Below are 2,101 nucleotides of genomic sequence, written 5' to 3'. Positions count from 1 at the left end.
CCGGCTGAAGAGCCAGGGGTACGACGACCCGCACTCGGAGTCCAGCCGCGCCGCCCGGATCCTGGCCGAGCACGCGGGAGGCGAACCGAACCTGGTCCTCGTCGCACGGGCCCGCACCGGCTCCGTCGACGACCCGCCGGCCCGCAGCGCCGGCGAGGCCCTGGCCTCGCGGCTCGCCGCCGAACCGAACGTGAGCGGGGTGACCTCCTACTGGTCCGCGGCACCCGGTGCCGCGCAGCTGCGCGGCCGGGACGGGCACGCGGCCATGCTGGTGGCGCACCTCGACGGCGAGGGGGAGCAGCTCGGCGACCGCGCACGGCGGCTGGCCCGGGAACTGGGCACCCCGGACGGCGCCCCCGGCCCGGCGGCCCTGGCCGTCCACGTCGGCGGTGCGGCCGTGGTCGACGCCGAGCTCCAGGACATCTCGGAGTCCGACCTGAAGCGGGCCGAAGCCGTCGTCCTCCCGGGGACCCTCCTCCTGCTGGTGCTGGTGTTCGGCAGCGTGGTGGCCGCGGCGCTGCCCCTGCTGATCGGGGTGCTGGCGATCGGCGGGACGCTGCTCGTGCTGAGCCTGCTGGGCGGTGTCACCGACGTCTCGGTGTTCGCGCTGAACCTCACCACCGCGCTCGGCCTGGGGCTGGGCATCGACTACGGCCTCCTGGTCGTCTCCCGCTTCCGCGAGGAGCTCGCCGCCGGACACCTCGCGCGCGAGGCCGCCGTGCGGACCGTGCGCACGGCCGGCCACACCATCGGTTTCAGTGCCGCGACGGTCGCCGCCGCCCTGGCGACGCTGCTGGTCTTCCCCCCGTACTTCCTGCGGTCCTTCGCGTATGCGGGGATCGCCGTGGTGGCCATCGCGGCGGTCAGCGCCATGACCGTGCTGCCGGCGCTGCTGGCACTGCTCGGCGAGCGGGTCAACGCCTGGCCCGTGCCCTGGCGCCGCCGGGCCCGCAGCGGCTCCCGCTCGCGACTGTGGGAGGGGCTCGCACGGATCGTCGTACGGCGGCCGCTGCTGGCGGCGCTGCCGGTGATCGGCCTGCTGCTGGTGCTCGCCGCGCCGTTCGCGCACGCCGGTTTCGCCACCCCGGACGACCGGGCGCTGCCGGTGACCTCGTCCAGCCGGCAGACCGGCGACCTGGTGCGCGAGGAGTTCGACCCGGCGGGAGCGGGCGCGCTCACGGTGGTGATGACCGGCCCGGTGTCCGCGTCGGAACGGGCCGACTACGCCCTGCGGCTGTCGCAGCTGCCGCAGGTGGCCCGGGTGACCGGGTCCGGGGTGGGCTTCCGGCAGGGCCTGCCGGAGCCGGTTCCCGCCCCCGCCCCGGAGGCCGCCCGGGAGTCCGCCCCCGCCGGGGCGGATGCCGTCGGCGGCGGCCCGGAGCGGCTCTCCGTGGTGCCGCTGGCCGACCCCCGGTCGAGCGCCGCCCAGCGGCTCGTGCACGACGTCCGCGCCACCCCGGCCCCGGCGGGCGCGTCCGTCCTCGTCGGCGGCCCGAGCGCGGTGCTGGTCGACGCCAAGGCCACGGTGGGGGCGCGGCTCCCGCTGGCGCTGTACCTGATCGCCCTCACCACCTTCGCCCTGCTGCTCGGCTTCACCCGGAGCCTGCTGCTGCCCCTGAAGGCGATCGCCCTGAACGCCCTGAGCCTCGCGGCCCTCCTCGGTGCGATGGTCTGGGTCTTCCAGTCGGGCCATCTGCGGAGTCTGCTGGGCTTCACCCCCGGCCCGCTCAGCACGACGATGCCGGTCCTGCTGTTCTGCATCGTCTTCGGGCTCTCGGTGGACTACGAGGTGTTCGTGCTCGCGCGCATCAAGGAGGCGCACGAGGCGGGTGAGGACAACCCCACGTCGATCGTCTCGGGCATCGCCCGCACCGGCGGCATCGTGACGACCGCGGGCGCCCTGCTCGCGTTCACCCTGCTGAGCTTCGGCACCTCGCAGGTCTCCCTCCTCCAGTTCTTCGGGATCGGCGCCGGTCTCGGCGTCCTCCTCGACGCGACCCTGGTGCGGGGCGTCCTCGTACCGGCGCTCATGCGCCTGGCGGGCGCCTGGAACTGGTGGGCGCCCTGGCCCGTGACAGCGGCCCGGCCGGCGCCCCGGCCT

At 75.8% G+C, this 2,101-nt stretch carries 1 protein-coding gene; it reads left to right on the top strand.

What is annotated here, in order from left to right:
• Positions 1-2,101: MMPL family transporter (locus VR44_RS39185; protein WP_045952463.1), on the top strand; the 2,101-nt coding region annotated here is incomplete at both ends.

The sequence above is a fragment of the Streptomyces katrae genome, from assembly GCF_000966975.1.
GTDB classification, from domain to species: Bacteria; Actinomycetota; Actinomycetes; order Streptomycetales; family Streptomycetaceae; genus Streptomyces; species Streptomyces katrae.
Note: the sequence above shows the minus strand (reverse complement) of the source record. Positions and strands in the feature narration are given on the sequence as shown.